Source organism: Arcicella rosea (assembly GCF_014204325.1).
Classification (GTDB): Bacteria; Bacteroidota; Bacteroidia; order Cytophagales; family Spirosomataceae; genus Arcicella; species Arcicella rosea_A.
This window is the reverse complement of record NZ_JACHKT010000001.1, coordinates 258,078-276,188: the sequence shown is the minus strand read 5'-3', so window position 1 is coordinate 276,188 and position 18,111 is coordinate 258,078. Positions and strand designations below refer to the sequence as shown.

Genomic DNA, 18,111 nt, shown 5'->3' with positions numbered 1-18,111 from the left:
AGCTCATTGATTTAGCAAAACTAAAAACTCACATTCATTTAAAAAGATTTTTATAACATGAGAAAATTTAGCAAAATATACCTTCTAGCTACCTGCATAATTTTAGCGGCAGGGTCTTGTACAAGTAATTTCGATAAAATGAACGTTGACCCAAACAATCCGTCGTCGATTACACCACAATTCCTTTTACCAACTGGCATTGAAAGTTCCATCGACCGCTACTGGGGACATCGTACCCGTTTTGAAAGAATCAATCTTGACGGTGCTGAACTTTGGATACAACATCTAACCAGAAATATTTACTCGAACGAAGGAGACAACTACGGTATCTCTCAAGCTTTGCCATTAAATAACTGGAAAGGTTTTTTCAACGATGCACAATCAAATTTTAACAGAATTATAACCATTTCTGGAGAAAAAGGAACAATACCAAATGCAAACTATGAAGGTGTTGCTTTGGTAATGCGTACTTGGAATTTCTCAATCTTGACAGATATGTGGGGAGCAATTCCCTACACTGAAGCCCTAAAAGGAACAGCAGCTGAACCAATTTATACGCCAGCCTACGATTCTATGGAAAAAGTATATGCTGGGATGCTTGAAGATTTGAAAGTTGCCAATGAAAAATTAAGCGTCGCTGGGCCAAGTATTTCTGGAGACATTCTTTACAGTAGCAATATTTTAAAATGGAAAAAGTTTGCGAACTCTTTGCGATTACGTCTTGCGAACCGTCAAGCTGCTAAAAAGCCCACTGAATCAAGAGCAATTATGCGTGAAATTTTAGCTGACCCTGTAAAGTATCCAATCTTTACAAGTAATGATGATAATGCTTCCCTAAAATGTACTACAATTTTACCAAGTAATAACGAGTGGAATCAAGTATTGATTCAAGATGGTAGAACTGACTGGAATTTAAGTAAAACATTAGTTGACAAAATGAACGGAGTAAGTGATACCAGAATCAAAATATTTGGAAATCCAAATAAAGCGGGTAAATACGAAGGTCATGCAAATGGTTTACCAGATGCTATTGCCACAACTTACTTAGAAAGCAGTTCAACAATTGGTAGCTTCTTTACAGCTGCAGCTGCACCAGAAGTAGTGATGACTTATGCAGAACTTCAATTTATTTTAGCTGAAGCAAGTATTGATGGAGACATCACTGGTGATGCACAAGCTTATTTCGAAAAAGGAATCACAGCTTCATTCGCACAATTTAGTGTTACTGGCTCAAGCGACTTGATTGCACAATTAGGAACAGTTACTCGTGAAAAAATTCTAGATCAAAAATGGATTGCTTTATTCGGGCAAGGCATTGAGGCTTGGACAGAATATCGTAGAACGGGTTATCCAGTGATGCCAGCCGCCGATCCAAGAGCTGTTTTTGAAAACGGTGCTATCATTCCAACAAGGTTGCCTTATCCGGGTTCAGAATATTCATTGAATGCTAAAAATGTGGCAGAAGGTGAAAAACTAAATGGTGGTCCGAACGACATGAAAACCAAGCTTTGGTGGGCAGAAAAATAAACCAAAAGCGACCAGTACTTAACATTAAATTAGAACAATCATGAAACACATAGATAAATTACCTCCAATTATTCTTATTGCTCTTTTCGCATTATTGACGATGGCTTCTTGTAAAAATGTTGATGACCCTTTCGTTCCAAGAGTAGTATCACCCGTTTTAGTAGCCATTGATGGAACAGCTCCAGGTGATTTCGCAACTGAGCCAACCATTAGTTATACCAAAGCGGGGAATGTAGTTTTATCAGCCAGAATACTTGAACTAGACAAAACCAATCTTTTAGATTACACGAAAGGCATTGACTCTCTTCCAGTCGCTAATACAAAAATCACGATTACCTTGCGTAATAGCGGTGCAATTGTAGCAGAACTAACGACTGATGCAAAAGGTAAAATTAGTGTAGAGAAAACTTGGCAATCTTTAGGGCTTGCAAGCCCAGCTACAGGGAATAGTATTCCTCTTAATTGGAGTGGTACTTATAAAAGCCAAGCCTTTACTCGTTTATCTAGGGTTTCTGTAAAATAGCTTATTTTCAATCAATAAAGTCTATAGATTCGATTCCGTGAATATTATTTTTGTACAACATTTTTTACATAAATGAGTGTTTCTCTCTATTTAAAAAAAAACTTATTTTATGTATTTTTGCAAAGTAAATTAAAGAATAGATAATTTTACAACAGAAAAAACGTGCATTTTTAAATATATCATCATTTATTAATACATTTTTAAACGAAAAAATTATCGAAATCAATTTTGATTTTAAAAACTTTGAATTACCTTTAAATAAAAATAGTACAACAATCATACTTCATCAATCTATAAATCAATTTCCGAATTCTACGGGGTTTAAACCCCGTAGGAGTTCAGAAAATTTACTTGACAGACTTTCATTGAAAATATAAAAAGCGTTGTTATCTTCATCATAAATTTAATTCATTCACTCTTAAACGTTGTGTGAAATGTTATCAAATCTCAATCGCCGTAATTGGCTAAAAAAGAGTCTTTTTGCAACCGCTGGTTTAACTACAGCGTCTGCTTTTATTCTAAAAGCTGCTGCAAATCCTGTCCTTAGACAAGAATTACAATATAGCCTTCTTCCAGAATTTCTACTTGAAAAAGAATATTCAAATATTCCATTTGCAGCCAAAACACTCGTTAGATTAAGTGCTAACGAGAATCCTTGGGGACCATCAGAAAAAACTAAACAAGCTTTAATTGGTGCAATCGGTGATTCAAATCGTTATGCTTTCAAACTTCGTGGTGAATTAGTAAAAGCTATCGCTGAAAAAGAAGGAGTACCTGAAAATTATATTTTATTGGGTGCTGGTTCTTCTGAATTATTAACAGCTTCTTTGGTAGCATACGGACAAAAAGGTAAAATCATTGTTGGTGACCCTTGTTACATTTCTGGTAATGAAGAAAGAGTACCAATGGAAAAAGTTGCCTTGACCAAAGATTACCAATATGATTTAGATGCCATCGCTGGAAAAATCAATGGTTCGCAAAGTTTGGTGTATGTCACTAATCCAAACAACCCAATTGGTGCAGTATTACCTTCAGAATCATTCAGTGCTTTTATTGATAAAGTTTCTGACAAAATTACTGTACTTTCTGATGAAGCTTATATTGACTATGCAAAAGACCCTAAAACAGCCTCAATGATTCCAGCTGTGAAAGCAGGGAAAAATGTTTTGGTGCTTCGCACAATGTCAAAATTGTATGCTTTTGCTGGTTTACGTTGCGGTTACGCTATTGCAAAACCAGAAATTTTAAAAATGATTCAACCGTATTGTTCTGGTGGTTTTGATATGTCTGTTCCATCTTTTGCAGCAGCCATTGCAGCATTTAAAGATACAGAATTTCAACAATTGACTTTGAAAAATACTGAGGAGTCAAAACAATACTTGTATTCATTCTTAACCAAAGCTGGATATACATACATACCGTCATCTGCTAACTTCGTTATTTTCCCTCTAAAAATGAAAGGTTCTGATATGCTAGCCAAAATGGCTGCTGAGGGCGTCATGCTTAGAAAATGGGAATTTGATCGTCAACATTGGTGCCGAGTTTCAATCGGAACAATGGACGAAATGAAGGCATTCGCCGAAGCCTTTACAAAGGTTATTTCTTAGTTCTGTAATTCCTTGTGAAAACGTTTTATCCTTTATATTTCACAAGGAATTACTAATTTGCGACAGATGACAAGAAGAGATTTTATCGAAAAAACTGGTTCTGCCAGTTACCTGACCATGCTAGGTTTCGGTTTAATACCTGAAGCTAAAGCCGAGCCACTTAACTTACAACGAAACAAAGCCAATAAAAAGATTATCATTTTAGGAGCAGGTTTAGCTGGAATGTCAAGTGCTTATGAATTAATAAAATTAGGATACGAATTAACCATTTTAGAAGCAAGGAGTCGCCCAGGTGGTAGAGTTTGGACGGTTAGAGGCGGAACAACAGAAACTGAAATTGGTGGTATTACACAAACTTGTAAGTTCGATAAGGGTCTTTATTATAACGGTGGGGCAGCTAGAATTCCTCATAATCATAAACTTTCTTTACACTATTGTCGTGAATTTAATATCCCTTTAGAGATATTCATGAACGTAAATGAAGGAGCTTACTATTATTCAGAAGGAACTGGTAAATTATCGAACAAACCTGTTAAAATCAGAGAAATTCATGCTGATGTACGTGGATATACAAATGAGCTTTTAACAAAAGCGATTGACAAAAAAGCATTAGACGAAGAAGTTACCAAAGAAGACCTTGAAAAATTAAGTGCATACTTGAAAGAAGAGGGCGATTTGGACATCATGAAAAAGTATAAAGGTTCAGAACGTCATGGTTATAAACGTCAAGGTGGATACGGAGAGCAATCTCCAGAATTAGCTTCACCACATTTATTACATGATATCGTAGAATCTGGTCTTTTTCATCCAGCTTTTTCAAATGTTGGTGAATATACTTTTAATCAACAACCTGTAATGTTACAACCTGTTGGTGGAATGGACGCACTTCCTTATGCTTTTGCACAGAGATTAGAAGGTAAAATTCAATTTCAAGCAGAAGTACAAGAAATCAGAAAAACTTCACCAGGCGTAAAGATTGTTTATAAAGACAAAACAGGTACTGTTAAGGAAATTTTAGGTGATTATTGTATTTGTACAATTCCATTGCCTGTTTTAAAAGGTATTACATCTGATTTGTCTTCAGATATTCGTAGAGCAGCAGATTTTGTTCCTTATATGAATACAGGAAAAATTGGATTACAATTTAAAAGAAGGTTCTGGGAAGAAGATGACAACATATTTGGTGGAATTTCTAAAACCAATATGGACATAACACAAATTTTTTATCCATCTTACAACTTTATGGGTAAAAAAGGCGTGTTGAAAGGCTATTACAATTTTCACGATAGAGCTTTAAGATTAGGAAATCTTAGTTTAGCAGAACGAGAAAAAGTAGCATTAGAACAAGGTGGAAAAATTCATCCGCAGTACAAAACTGAATTTGAAAGTTCTTTTTCATTAGCTTGGCAAAAAATAAATTATTCAAAAGGCGGTTGGGCAGAATACAGCGAATCAGCAAGAAAACGCTTCTATCCTGCTTTGATTAAACCTGATGATGAAATTTATTTAGCTGGAGAACATACTTCTCATTTAACAGCTTGGATGGCTGGAGCTTTGGAATCAGCCAATTCAGTAGTTACACAAATTCACAAACGAGTAAACGCTGCTTAGCTTTCAACTCGTAAAACAAGATTTTAGCATGAAGAAATTGATATACTTTATAACCTTACTTTTTTTATCAACTAGTGTTTTCGCCCAAGAAGGTGAAAAAATGGGTATCAAACTAAGTGAATTTGAAGCTGTAAAGAAAATCGCTATCAAAAACTTAGATAAAGATACTTATGTAAAAGATGGAAACTTTGTATTAGATAACAGTACTTCTCCTTATGTTTTCAAGTTTTCTGATGGTTTAGAGCGAAGAATTTACTTATACAAAGTACTTGAATCGGCTGGAATGAAAGAAATTGCTAACTTAATGATTTTTACCACACCAAAAGATGGCAAGAGAATCAATTTAGTAGTTCCAAATCCATTAGCTGAAAAAGAAACTTGGGGTAAATACATTGATGATTTGAAAGATGGCGAAAAAGCTGTTTCTGGGTTTTCATCTTGTGTAGCTTTCGTTTTGGCAAAAGAATTCTCTGGTGTTGCTAGCGATAAAGGCAAAGAAGAAGACAAATATGAATATTGTTTTCCAGCTGAAGCAAAAATCACAATGGCAAATGGAGAAACAAAAAACATTAGTGATGTAAAAGTCGGCGAGTATGTAGTTTCTTACAACGCTATCAAAAAATCTGCTGAATCAACAATTGTAGAGAAAATTGATATTCACGAAAACAGTGAATTTGATATTGTGAAAGTATTTTTAGTAGATCCAAGCGAAATGATTACTGCTTCTGTATCTGTCAAATACAAATTAAAAGAACTTGAAGCAACGGCTAATCACCCAATTTTTACTGAAAATGGTAAAACAACGATGGGAGATTTGAAAGTTGGTCAAAATGTGTTTGTTTACGATAGCGAAACAAATAAATTTAAAAAGTTCAATGTATTTCTTACTAAAGCTGGTGCTAGAAAAGTAAATAAAGTTTATAATTTGATTACAGAAAAAAATAGTTATCTGGTAAACTCAGTTGTAGTTTTAAAGAAATAAAAATATTTAATTTTTTGAGATTGTTTTTGGATATTTCCGTAAATCCTTTCTCCTTTGGGGAAGGGATTTATTTTTTCATAAACAATTCAAAATGAAATACTTACAACAAATACACATAGAAAATATAGAATTATTAAAATTAAAACTTGTTGTAAAAATACATTAAGTGAAAAAAAAAGTTAATAAAGTTATATTTTATATAAAATTTTATTCTACCTTTGTACAGGCTAAAACGCCAATATCCAAAAACAATCTTAAAAATAAATGAAACGCATAGTGGTTACAACATTCATTGTTGGACTTCTTGCTACTTCATGCACTCGGGAAACAATACTTGTGAAAGCCAATAACGACTTTCATGCTATAAATACCGAAAATCGTTCTTTTACGATAGTTCAGGAAGTGAGTCGCCCACAAGAATCAATATCATCGTTAAACGAAACGGTGATTCAAGAGGAAATTGAGAAGCAAATGGAAATAAGAGGATACACTGAAAGTAGAGAAAATGCAGATGTGTTGATTTCTTATGCTATTTATGATAAGAATCTCAATTTACAAGAAGTAAAGAAAGTGTACGGAATTACACAAAATGATGTGTTTGAGGTGTATCGAAAAAACTTAAAGAATGGAACATTAATCATTTCGATGATTGACAAAAGTTCAAATAAAGTATTTTGGACTGGCTATGCTTCTAAAATTATGAAATTCAACAAATCTTTAGCAAATAGAGATTTAAAAAATATTACCAGAGCAATTTTTGATAATTATAGCGTAACTGCCAACAGTTATTTGGCAAAAAACAATTAACAACTCCTCTTATACAATACCATTTAACAATGAAGCTCTGAAAACCTCGATTAAATCGAGGTTTTTTATTTTTATAAGAGTTTGCTCTTCAATTCTTTAATCTCCTCAGAAACGTCAATTCTAGTACTAATTTTCTCCAAATCCACTAAAAGAGTAGATAGAAATTGTTGATGTACTGCTGACTGTTCATTAAAAGGACGATGAGCTAATCTTTTCTTAATTTGATTCCAATCTGCAATAAAAGATTTCAATTCTTCGTCGAAATAAGTATCCGCAAATTTTTCATAAATGTAGTTTTCAGCAACTTCATTAGGATGAATTAAATCGGCTTTATAAAAGCGATAATCACGCAAATCATCCATCATTAATTCAAAGGCTGGAAAGTATTCAACATCGGTATAATCTGCTGTTAAATAATGGCAAGCCGCACGGAGTATTGATTTTGAAATCTGATTCTCTGGAATACCTTCTTTAGTATGTCTTACTGGAGAAAGCGTAAGAATTATCCTCAAATCCGGATTTGCAGTTTTCAATTGCTTATGCAGTATCGCAAAGCTTTTACAAATGTCTTTTACACTTAATAAGTCTTTTTCAAAAAGCTTATTCGGCATTTTATGGCAATTTGCCACATAAACCGGAGTCGATAAAAGTTTGTAAATAAAAGCTGTTCCAAAAGTAATTAAAGCGAAATTGGCTGATTGAAGTTTGGTTGATAAGTCGTTGATGTTCTCATTAATCGTCTGTGCTAATTCCTTTTTTGAACTGGCAAAAAACTGTGAATGGAAATCATAATGAAACCAAGTACTTTGGTTTTCGATGAAGAGGCGTTCATCGGCTAATTGATAATCTGGAGATAAAACCTTAAAAATTGAAAGCGGATTAAATAAAGTTCCTAATGGATTTACTTCAATTTTTAACTTATTATTTTTCAGTTGATTCCCAACTACATCCGCAAAGCAAGAACCTAGCGTAATGAGTTGAGAATCAAGAGAAATCTTATTTTGAGCTTTTGGAATCGTAAACGTTGTCCTAAATTCAGCCATGAAAAGCTTATTTTTGTTTAACCGTAAACGCTAAAGTATCTGCATTTACACCTGTAAAGATACCTAATCCATTAGTAATTGTACTAGGTGGCGTACTGATGTTTTGCGAAGTACTTCCTGTACTGTTATACAAAGCTGCATAATCTGGATTTACTTTTAACAACACAATATTATGTTTTCCAAAATATTGAAATTGCTGAGAACGTAATATCGTAGTAGTTCCTTGTACTGGTTGACTTCTAAAGCGTCTTGTTAAATCGCTAAAATTAGTCGTTGTAGGCAAAGTAATAATTAATACTGGGCTAACTTCAAGGTTATCAACTACTACAAAATGATAATCACTAGTCGTGTTACTCCACGTTAAATTAACATTTACGTTTTCATCAACACCTCCACCAAAACCTCCACCAGATGATAGATTCAGTTTTGTTCGTGCAATCGAAGTAATATCCGTTTTAAAACCAACTGGTTTTGTTGGAATAATTGTACTTGCCGTTACAGGATTACCATTATAAACAAATGACAAATTATAAGTAACACCAACCTTCAGCTTTACATTTGTATCTGATTTATACAAACCCTCTCCTACCGAAGTTAACGCATAAGTATTTGTACCATCCGAAATTTTGATGTCTAATCCATTAATTGGCGTTTGCGTATTTGAAGTATCTTCATTGTAGGCAATTTCTTTTTTCACAATCAAAGAAATAGGTTTACCCGCCACTAAATAAGCTTCTACAATCGGTTTAGCTCCTCCTTGAATAAAATTAGAATCCTCTTCACAAGAAATTAAAAAACCAAGTAATGAAACACTCAATACAAAAGTAAAGAGGCTCTTTTTTGATGATATATAACTGATATATGATTTCATTTTTTCTTCTTTAATTTGATTTTTTGCTTGACTAGATAACCCAAAACAAAAAACATTTCAACTTACTTGAACTTATAACTAAATGTGATGTTAGGCGTGAAACCTAAATAATTGACATCCGTAATTGAAAGATACTTATCTCCTGTAGTTGCATCAGTAATGGTTTGATATTTTTTGTACCAAACATTTGTTCTTCCGTAAGCATTAAATACCGAGAATCCGATACTTCCACGTGAGAAATTATATGTAGCTGAAACATCTAAACGATGCGAAGCTGGCAAACGATTTCCATTCGTAATTGATGGATTTGTAAAGTCAATTTCAGTTCCGTCTAATAATTTTACGGTATAACCGCCCACAATTGAAGTATAAGGTTTTCCAGAAGCATAAATCCAAGTAGCGGCTAAATCCCAACGACCTAATTTATAAATATTAACCGATTTGAATTCGTGTCTTACATCAAAGTTTGAAGGGAAAGAATTGGCTGAGAATTGAGCGATATATTTATCAGAATGAGCAAAAGTATAACCAACCCAACCTGTATAATTACCAAATTTCTTCTGAACCAAAAAGTCAATTCCTTTTACTTTACCTGTACCGTTGAAGAATGTTTCGTTCGCAATTAAACCACGTCCAATTTGTGGGGCAAAACGTAATGTATAACGAGTATCGTTTTGAATATCCTTATAATATCCTTCCACATCAAAAAGGTAATCGTCTAATTCATAACTAAACCCGAAAATGTAATGCGTTGAAGAAGTAACTGGTAAATAAGAATTATTAGCCAAAACCCAGAAATTACGACTTCCGTTTGAAATATCTTCTCTTTCAACCTGTTTTGCAAACTGGTAATAGATACCCCAAGCTCCTTTAAACTTCAAACGGTCATTTACTGAGTAAGTACCTGAAAGTCTTGGTTCAAAATAGTTTTTACTAGTTACATCAAAATAATTGGCTCTGATACCAGCTTTCAACACCAATTTACTATCAAATAATTTTATTTGGTCTTGTAAATAAGCGGTCAACAAACTTCCTTTATCATTTTTAGCAATAATTACAGTCGTATCATTTTGACTGTTAGAATATTGAATGTTAAGTCTTGTTGCTTGAATACCAAAAGCTAACTGATTACTTTTTGAAGTATTGTATTCAATATCAGTTTTAGCAGAAAAGTCTTTCAAATCGTTACTTTCGATAGAACCAAACTTAACGGTAGTGGTTTCGTTATTTCTTACAAATGAGTTTTCACTCGTATTATCTCTTCCACTAAAGAAGTTAGAATAACTAATCAAGGTATTTGTATAGAATTTATCACTCCATTTTTTCGACCATTTCAAACTCGTACCAGTGTTTCCCCATTTAGAAAGGTCAGTATTGTTAAAACCGCCTCCGCCACCAAATGGCAAACCTAAATTCTGCGAATTATCAAGATAATCTTCTCCGTTATAAATACTCAAACTTACGTTTTCATTTTCAGATGGTTTGAAAGTAATTTTTCCATTCAAATCATAAAAATATGATGTTGCCGTTTGAGCACTCTGTGCTTGACGGAAACCTCCGCCACCAAATCCAGCACCTTGTGTTGTGGTTGTACTTGAATTAAAAGTATTGAAGATTTTATTATATAAAGGACCTGCCCATGAACGACGACCCGCTACAGAGAAAGTTACTTTTTTATCTTTAGTAACTGGCCCTTCTGCCCAAACATTGGCACTGATTAAGCTTAAATCCCCGCCAAAATTAAATTCTCTTTTATTACCATCTTTACTTGTAATTTCAACTACTGATGAAATTCTTCCCCCAAATTTAGCATCAAAACCACCTTTGTAAAGCTGTACATCTTTGATTGGATTTGAGTTAAAAGCTGAGAAAAAACCATAAAGGTGGTCAACATAATAAACTGTGAAACCATCATAAAGTACAAGGTTTTGGTCTGGCGTACCACCACGAACATACAAACCAGAAGACGATTGGTTAGCAGCACTAATACCTGGCATTAATTGAAAAGAACGGAAAATATCTTTTTCACCAACGTTTGGTAATTTTGCAATATTGCGAGGAGTCATTTTAAACATACCAATTGTTTCAGCAGCTTTCAATACTTCTGTTTTTTCGCCTTTCACAACTACTTCATCCAATTCAGTATTATCTGGTTCCATTTCGATAGTAATACCTGAAATGGGTGCATCAGGAACCAATTTTATCGTCGTAGTTACATAACCAATGTAGCTTAAAATTAAGGTTGTTGTATCTGTCGGCACTTTCAAGAGCGTAAAATAACCATCCACATTGGTTTGTGTGCCAGTTTTTTTACTCTTAATCATGATATTAACAAATGGAAGTGGTTCTGATGAACGAGCATCAAGAATTTTCCCTGTAAAAGTAAAATCGAATTTCGTAGCAGGTTTTAAAGCAGCTTGGCGACGAGTATTTTGTGGAATTGCTTCCATCGCAGGGCGATTTACAGCAATTTGTGGCGTAGTTCCTTGTGGCGATGGAGCAGTAATTCCTGCATCAGCAATTGTTGGGGCAGGTACGGCAGAATTTCCTCCGTAATAAGTACCACTATTGTAACTACTTTTCACATAGACTTTTTGTGATTTAGGAACAATATGAACTAATTGATTATCATCTACATAAAACTTCAGACCAGAACCTTTCAAAAGTCCTCTCATACCTGTTTCCAATGGCATATTATCAAACCAGTAACTTGCATATAAGCCTTTAATTTTAGTTGGGTCATATACAAATTTAGCACCTACTTTTGTTTCTAAATCAGCTAAAATTTCGGCTAGAGGGCGATTATTATAGAATTCATCTTTGATAGTAATCCCAGTAGTTGTTGTAACCTGCGAAAATACCTTCACTGAGAATAGTACTAAAGTGGTTAATAGAAAAAGTTTTTTCATGAAATACAGTTGGTTAATCCGAGTACAAAGTTAGGGCAATCTTCTCATAAATTGCCACTTACTTTAGAATACATCAAATAGACCGCTATTATTGTGCGATAGTTGCGTTAAAAAATGTTAAATATCTTTATCTGATTATTAAAACGAGCAATGTGTTTACTTATTGACCTATACTTTTAAAAAAGCCTTCTGAGTAACTTTCGCTGATGGGAATTTGTGCATTACCGATTTTAATCTTCAAGTTTCTGATAGATTCGATTTTATCTAACGATACAATAAAAGACTTGTGTACTCTGTAGCAATCGGGTGTTGGGAGTTTCTCTTCAATGGCTTTCATCGTCATTCTGGTAACGATGGGTTTTGAAGAAGTTGAAGTGTAAATTTTGATATAGTCTTTCAAACCTTCAATATAAGTAATTTCCGAAACCTTTATTTTCACTAAAGAATAATCAGCATTTACAAAAATGGCAGATATTTTATCCACAAGTGGTTCTTCGCTTACTTGTGGCTTATTTCTTAAAGTAAATAATTCAGATGCTTTGTTGACCGCTTTTAAAAATCTTTCAAAGTCAATAGGTTTCAAAAGATAATCTACCACATCTAATTCAAAACCTTCAAGTGCATATTGTTTGTAAGCCGTAACAAAAATCACCATTGGCTTCGTTTTCAGGCTATGCAAAAACTGAACGCCTGTAATTCCGGGCATTTGTATATCCAGAAATATCAAATCTATTTGTCCATTTTGTAAAACTTCAATCGCATCAAAAGCATTTTTACAGCGTTTTACGAGTTTCAGAAATGGTATTTTATTAATATTGTCCTCAAGTAAATCAAGGGCTAAACTTTCATCATCTACGGCAATACAATTCAGCATAAGCAATCTTATTTATCACAATTAACGCTCCGAAAGCGTAATTATATTTTATCTCTCTTCAAAGATACTCTTTTTGTGCTATTAGAATATTACAAAAATCAAATTAAGACAACTCATCTTTTCGGATGATGACAAGTTTTATTTTATAATAATCGTCTTGATTTTTAATGATTAGCTGATGATTCTCTGGATAAAGTAATTCCAACCTACGTTTTACATTGGCAAGACCAATTCCAGAAGCTTCATCTTTCTTTTCTATAAACTGTCGGTTTACTTTATTCCTTACTTCAAATGTCAAACTGTTTTTTTGAGTTGTTAAAGTAATATCAATTGTTGGGTTCTGAATCATGCCGACGCCATGTTTAAAAGAATTTTCCACAAAAGGGATCAACAACATAGGTTCAATCGTTTGATTTTTATCTAAATTCCCAACTTCAAAATTAATGTCTATATCATCGCCAAAACGTAATTGTTGAAGCTCAATATATGCTCTGAGGTACTGAGCTTCTCGCCCCAAGGTTACCATTGCATCGTCAGATTCATAGAGCATATAACGCATTAAATCAGATAGTTTTACCACTACAGGTTCTACTTTCTCTGGTTTTCTTCTTGAGAGTGAAACAATACTATTTAATACATTAAATATAAAATGAGGACTAATCTGCGAGCGTAAAAAGGAAAGTTCAGATTTTAATCGTTCATTCTCTTGTTCTTTTTTAAATTTTTCATCTTCAAGGCTGTCCGATACTATACGATAAGAAGTACTGATGGCTAAGAAGAAAAGTATTTGAAAGGTAAAGCCAGTTCTGGGAGTAAACTTTGCCTGAAAAAAAACAGTCTTAACAATTGCATTCAAGAAAAATACCGAAGCAATCAAGCAAGTAATCGAAAGTAAATACCACCAAATACCTTTAGTCTTTAAAATTTTAGGTATTAAAAAATTACTATTCAAATAAAAAAAAGGAATGTTCAATAAAGTAAAAATGGCAAAAAAAGTAGTGATTGATACCCTTGGTATTAGTGGTGGACGACGAATAATTGCCTTAATAGGTTCTGTACTTTGAGGTTGTAACAAGAATGGTAATGCCAACATAAAAGCCCAAAATGCAATATGGAGAAACACAACTTGATATTTTGTTAAATTAATCTTGGTCATTTGAGACATCTCATTTAAAGCAGTTATTCATTGAATAGCCTATTGATAAACAGGCAGTCAGACAAATTTAATTAAAGATAACCTGTTAAAAAACATAATAGTATATTCCGTAAATTTGTGCAGACCATTAAGCTTATAAAAGCGACCATTGAAAATCAAATCTAATTTTTCCAACACAATCCATTCAATCAGAAAATGAAACAATTAATATTAAGCTTCGCTGTACTTACAGCCATCGGAAACGTAGCATATCCGCAAGAAAAACCTAATAAAGCGGCAAAAGCCACCATTAACAAAGTAAAGAAAGAAGTAATTTTAGAAGAAGGCAAAGACCCAATTTGCAAAATGCACGTAGAGAAAGACGCTAAAAATACCTCTACTTATCAAGGGAAAAAAGTGAATTTCTGTAGTATTGTTTGCAAAGAAATGTTTGATAAAAATCCTGAAAAATATGCTGTGAAAGCGGCTGTGAAGCGTTAAAAAAATCCCTCCAAAAACATTTAATAAATTTTGGAGGGATTTCTATTGCTGCTAAAACTAAACTTCCATTTTAGTCCAAACTGCACCAGCTGCATTTGATTTTAAAACGGTATCAATAAACACCATTCCACGTAAACCCTCTTCGATTCCCATAAAATCATGGATTTCAGGGTCGTATCCCGAAGTATTTTCACCTTCTCCGTTTAATCCACCAGTAGCATTTTTCTGTGCTTCCTCTCCCCATCTTGCACGAAGTGCGTAAGTAAAGTTTCTGTAAATATTGGCAAAGGTCTCGATATAACCTTCTGGATGACCTGCTGGCTGACGAGTATGTGCCTGAGCAGCTTTTGACAAATTCCCCACTCCAGTACGGATAATTCTTGAACCGTTTTCTTGGTTGGTTAAAATCAACGTATTAGGCTCCATTTGTTTCCATTTCAAACCACCAAATTCACCATATACTCTGATATTCAAATCGTTTTCTTCACCATTACAAATTTGTGAATTGTGCAAAATCCCTTTCGCTCCGTTATCAAAACGTAAAAGCATGTTAGCATCATCATCCAACTGACGACCTTCTACGAAAATCGTTAAATCAGCACAAATCTCAGTAATTTTTAAACCAGTAATATATTCAGCTAAGTTTTCAGCGTGCGTACCAATATCTCCTACTCCACCTGCTGCACCACTTCTTGCTGGGTCGGTTCTCCAAGCAGCTTGTTTCTGACCTGTTGCTTCCACTAATTGTGCCAACCAACCTTGTGGATATTCAACAATTACTTTACGAATTTTACCAATTGCACCTGCTTTTATCAAAGCTCTTGCTTCTTTCACCATTGGATAACCAGCGTAGTTATGCGTTAAAGCATAAATCAATCCTGATTCTTCAATAATATCTTTTAATAAATAGGCTTCTTTAGAATTCAGGGTAGCTGGTTTATCAGATACCACATGAAAACCATTTTCTAATGCCATTTTTGCAGCAGGAAAATGAACATGGTTTGGAGTAACAATTGAAACAAAATCCATTCTTTCTCCTTCTGGCAATGCTTTTTCAGCCAAAATCATTTCCTCAAATGAACCATAAACACGGTCGGGAGAAAGATACAATGCTTCACCTGTAGCTTTTGACTTTGCAGGGTCAGAACTAAAGGCTCCGCAAACTAATTCAATTTCGCCATCCAATGCCGCTCCACGACGGTGAACAGCTCCGATGAAAGCTTCCAAGCTTCCACCAATCATCCCCATTCTAATTTTTCTTGCCATTTTTCGTATCAATCAGTCGGTAAGTAATTGTTTTATGTATTTTATTACCACAAATTTACCGCATAGGATCCTAATTAAATCCTTTCTTGTGATAAACTCAGTACAAAATTTCATAAAAATACTGATAAGAACTTACAGACAATCTGAAAAAAAATTCGTTTTTTTGATAGATTTTTCTCTGATGATTTTTCACATATCTAAGATTCCAAACTAATCCAATCAATTTTCAATCCCTAATCAATTATGAATCAAACTATTAACAAGTCAAGATTATTTAACGCAAGCTGTTTTGCTTTGATTACAACGGCATTTTCATTTAGCATTCGTGCGGGTATTTTGCCCCAATTGGCAACCGATTTCAATTTATCAGGCGAGCAATTAGGTTTTATTAATTCAATGTGGTTTTTAGGTTTCCCGATTGCCATGATTGTTGGAGGATTAGTTTATCATACTTTTGGTCCAAAAAATATCATGATGGTAGCTTTTGTGTGTCATGCTTTAGGTATTATTTTAACGTTATATCCTGGACTTCTTGGTGGATATACAGGACTTTTAATATCAACTTTTTTTATTGGAATTGGCAATGGCTGTACGGAAGCTGCTTGTAATCCAATGATTGCCGATACTTATCAAGGTGCTGAAATGAGTACAAAATTGAACAGATTCCACATGTGGTTTCCTGGCGGAATTGTATTAGGAAGTTTACTTTCTAAATTTATGACGGATGCCAATTTGGGCTGGCAAGCACAAATCTGGTTGATTTTAATTCCTACTGTGATTTATGCTTATTTATTTTGGGGTCAAACATTTCCAAAACCAAAAACTGAAGGAGTTACTTCAATCGGTAAAAACCTTCAAGCCATGGTAACACCTTTGTATATTTTTATGTTTGCTTGCATGGCTATTACTGCTATCACCGAGTTTGGTCCACAACAATGGACAGGATTAATCATGAGTAAATCGGGGGCAAGTCCAATGTTGATTTTGGCTTTGGTAACAGGTTTAATGGCAGTTATTAGATTTTTTGCAGGCTCTATTGTGAAAAAATTTGACCAAACAGGAGTATTGCTTGGTTCTGCTATTCTAGCTACCATCGGAATTTATCTATTAAGTACCCAAACGGGTGGAATGGCCTACGTAGCCGCTGTTTTCTTTGCAATGGGTGTAGCATTGTTCTGGCCAAATATGATTGGATTTGTTGCCGAAAAAGTACCACTTTCTGGAGCGTTGGGGATGTCAATCGTAGGAGGAGTTGGTATGTTTTCTACTTCTATTTTTCAACCAATTATTGGTCGTTGGATTGATACTGCCAAAACAGAACAAACAGCAGCTGGCTTAACGGGTGATGCGATGGAATTAGCAGCAGGACAGAGTACGTTGAGTACAATGATGATTTTCCCATTAATATTGGTTGTTGCTTTTACTGGCTTATATTTCTATATGCGTAAAGGTACTTCTGCTAAGGCATAACATATACTTAAAATTTCTTGCAAACGAAACCCCACAAATACTTGTTATTCTGTGGGGTTTTCTTTGTCTTTTTCCCGACCTTTCAGCAAGTTTTAAAGATTGAATTTTATGATTAAAATAAATCAAACAACCATGTTAAAAATCGGGAAAAGGTTAATTGTAGCATATATCATTCTCTTTATCATCTCACAAATATTATCTTCTTGTTTTAGCTTCAGAATGAATCAGCAAGAAATTGATAAGGCATTTGCTGGCTTCAAACAAAAACCAATTCAACATCAAATAGAAGTACAAGGAACGAAAATGAATTTTGCTGAAATCGGTAATGATTCACTTCCCGTGGCTTTCTTTGTACATGGTTCGCCCGGTTCTTGGTCGGCTTTTATTGATTTTATGAAAGATACTTTTCTACTAAAAAAAGTGAAAATAGTTTCAGTGGATAGAATTGGTTTTGGAAAGTCTGAACTTGGAGAAGGCGAAAAATCTTTACAAACTCAAGTAGAGTTACTGAAACCTATCGTAGCATATCAAAAACGTTTTGGTAAAAAAATTATCCTCATCGGACATTCTTTAGGTGGTCCAGTTATCGCAAAAATGGCGATGGAGTATCCCGAATTGATTGATAAACTGATTATCGTAGCAGGTTCTATCGCACCAGATTTAGAACCCAATGAAAAATGGTTTAGAATTCCAATGGCATTTACGCCTATCCGAGTATTAATTCCTGCTTCTTTTCGGGCTTCTAATGATGAAATCTTATATTTGAAACCAGAATTAGAAAAGATGTTACCTTTGTGGAAAAATATTCGGCAGCCCGTTATCGTGATTCAAGGTGGAAAAGATATGTTGGTGAATCCGAAAAATGCAGATTTTGCCAAAAAAATGTTGGTAAATTCATCAAAAGTAGAAATCATACGGGTAGATACCATGAATCATTTCGTGCCATGGTCGCATCCGTTTTTAATAAAGAAAGCTATAAGCTAAA

Annotated in this window: 15 protein-coding genes; 9 read left to right on the top strand and 6 right to left on the bottom strand. The window is 34.2% G+C overall.

Annotation, left to right across the window (positions count from 1 at the left end):
* Nucleotides 1–57: 57 nt before the first annotated feature.
* From HNP25_RS01265 to HNP25_RS01240, 6 genes are all read left to right on the top strand, one after another.
* Nucleotides 58–1,527, top strand: coding sequence for a SusD/RagB family nutrient-binding outer membrane lipoprotein (locus tag HNP25_RS01265; protein ID WP_184128962.1), 1,470 nt, complete (start codon nucleotides 58–60; stop codon nucleotides 1,525–1,527).
* A gap of 40 nt (nucleotides 1,528–1,567) precedes the next feature.
* On the top strand, nucleotides 1,568–2,050 hold the full coding sequence (locus HNP25_RS01260) for a hypothetical protein (RefSeq protein WP_229202752.1): 483 nt from the start codon (nucleotides 1,568–1,570) through the stop codon (nucleotides 2,048–2,050).
* A 434-nt stretch (nucleotides 2,051–2,484) separates the two neighbouring features.
* On the top strand, nucleotides 2,485–3,657 hold the full coding sequence (locus HNP25_RS01255) for a pyridoxal phosphate-dependent aminotransferase (protein WP_184128959.1): 1,173 nt from the start codon (nucleotides 2,485–2,487) through the stop codon (nucleotides 3,655–3,657).
* A gap of 66 nt (nucleotides 3,658–3,723) precedes the next feature.
* Nucleotides 3,724–5,268 (top strand): flavin monoamine oxidase family protein, encoded by a 1,545-nt coding sequence (locus tag HNP25_RS01250; RefSeq protein ID WP_184128956.1) that lies wholly within the window; start codon nucleotides 3,724–3,726, stop codon nucleotides 5,266–5,268.
* A gap of 28 nt (nucleotides 5,269–5,296) precedes the next feature.
* The gene (locus tag HNP25_RS01245) at nucleotides 5,297–6,250 is read left to right on the top strand and encodes a Hint domain-containing protein (protein WP_184128953.1); all 954 of its coding nucleotides are present in this window, start codon (nucleotides 5,297–5,299) and stop codon (nucleotides 6,248–6,250) included.
* A 264-nt stretch (nucleotides 6,251–6,514) separates the two neighbouring features.
* The gene (locus HNP25_RS01240; RefSeq protein WP_184128951.1) at nucleotides 6,515–7,057 is read left to right on the top strand and encodes a DUF4136 domain-containing protein; all 543 of its coding nucleotides are present in this window, start codon (nucleotides 6,515–6,517) and stop codon (nucleotides 7,055–7,057) included.
* Between the two features lie 71 nt (nucleotides 7,058–7,128).
* Here the strand turns inward: HNP25_RS01240 and HNP25_RS01235 are convergent, their stop codons facing one another.
* From HNP25_RS01235 to HNP25_RS01215, 5 genes are all read right to left on the bottom strand, one after another.
* Nucleotides 7,129–8,100 carry a GSCFA domain-containing protein gene (locus HNP25_RS01235; protein WP_184128948.1) on the bottom strand — a complete coding sequence of 324 codons (972 nt, stop codon included), beginning with the start codon at nucleotides 8,098–8,100 and terminating at the stop codon, nucleotides 7,129–7,131.
* Between the two features lie 7 nt (nucleotides 8,101–8,107).
* Nucleotides 8,108–8,971: a DUF4249 domain-containing protein gene (locus HNP25_RS01230; RefSeq protein ID WP_184128945.1), complete on the bottom strand. Its 864-nt coding sequence runs from the start codon at nucleotides 8,969–8,971 to the stop codon at nucleotides 8,108–8,110.
* Between the two features lie 62 nt (nucleotides 8,972–9,033).
* Nucleotides 9,034–11,880, bottom strand: a complete 2,847-nt coding sequence (locus tag HNP25_RS01225) for a TonB-dependent receptor (RefSeq protein ID WP_184128941.1) — start codon at nucleotides 11,878–11,880, stop codon at nucleotides 9,034–9,036.
* A gap of 160 nt (nucleotides 11,881–12,040) precedes the next feature.
* A complete protein-coding gene (locus tag HNP25_RS01220; protein WP_184128938.1) occupies nucleotides 12,041–12,754 on the bottom strand; it encodes a LytR/AlgR family response regulator transcription factor in 714 nt (237 codons plus the stop codon).
* 103 nt (nucleotides 12,755–12,857) lie between these two features.
* On the bottom strand, nucleotides 12,858–13,910 hold the full coding sequence (locus HNP25_RS01215; protein WP_184128935.1) for a sensor histidine kinase: 1,053 nt from the start codon (nucleotides 13,908–13,910) through the stop codon (nucleotides 12,858–12,860).
* Between the two features lie 195 nt (nucleotides 13,911–14,105).
* Between HNP25_RS01215 and HNP25_RS01210 the strand changes: the two genes are divergently transcribed.
* Entirely contained in the window at nucleotides 14,106–14,390 is a 285-nt protein-coding gene (locus HNP25_RS01210; RefSeq protein WP_184128932.1) for a YHS domain-containing protein, read from the top strand.
* A gap of 57 nt (nucleotides 14,391–14,447) precedes the next feature.
* Here the strand turns inward: HNP25_RS01210 and HNP25_RS01205 are convergent, their stop codons facing one another.
* Nucleotides 14,448–15,638 (bottom strand): Gfo/Idh/MocA family protein, encoded by a 1,191-nt coding sequence (locus tag HNP25_RS01205; RefSeq protein WP_184129128.1) that lies wholly within the window; start codon nucleotides 15,636–15,638, stop codon nucleotides 14,448–14,450.
* 261 nt (nucleotides 15,639–15,899) lie between these two features.
* Here HNP25_RS01205 and HNP25_RS01200 point away from each other — a divergent pair, with 261 nt between their 5' ends.
* A complete protein-coding gene (locus tag HNP25_RS01200) occupies nucleotides 15,900–17,126 on the top strand; it encodes an MFS transporter (RefSeq protein ID WP_184128929.1) in 1,227 nt (408 codons plus the stop codon).
* Between the two features lie 108 nt (nucleotides 17,127–17,234).
* Nucleotides 17,235–18,110 (top strand): alpha/beta fold hydrolase, encoded by an 876-nt coding sequence (locus tag HNP25_RS01195; RefSeq protein ID WP_221432359.1) that lies wholly within the window; start codon nucleotides 17,235–17,237, stop codon nucleotides 18,108–18,110.
* The last annotated feature ends 1 nt before the right edge of the window (nucleotide 18,111 follow it).